Consider the following 377-nt stretch of genomic DNA (forward strand, 5'->3'; position numbering starts at 1 on the left):
TCGCCCTCGATGTGGGCGGACCCGGGATGAAAGCCGCGCTCGCGGGGACGAGCGGCGAGCTGCTCCATCAAGCCCGCCGCCCGACCGGGCGCGAACGCGGCCCCGACGCGGTCGTCGACGCCATCCTCGACTTCGCCGCCGAGCTCCGCGCGTACGGCGAGGAGCGCTTCGGCGAGCCCGCCCTCGCCGCCGGCGTCGCCGTCCCCGGCATCGTCGACGAGCACCGGGGCATCGCCGCCTACGCCGCCAACCTCGGCTGGCGCGACGTACCCCTGCGCCGGCTGCTCTCCGAACGCCTCGGCGGCATCCCCGTCGCCCTCGGCCACGACGTCCGCACCGGAGGACTGGCGGAGGGCCGCATCGGAGCGGGCCGGGGC

The 377-nt window shown here is 77.5% G+C and carries 1 protein-coding gene; it reads left to right on the top strand.

Features of this window, described 5'->3' with window-relative positions:
• The coding region (locus tag ACLZOT_RS50435; protein WP_416976050.1) for an ROK family protein at window positions 1-377 on the top strand (377 nt) is incomplete at both ends.

The sequence above is a fragment of the Streptomyces sp. 4F14 genome, from assembly GCF_048159485.1.
GTDB lineage: Bacteria > Actinomycetota > Actinomycetes > Streptomycetales > Streptomycetaceae > Streptomyces.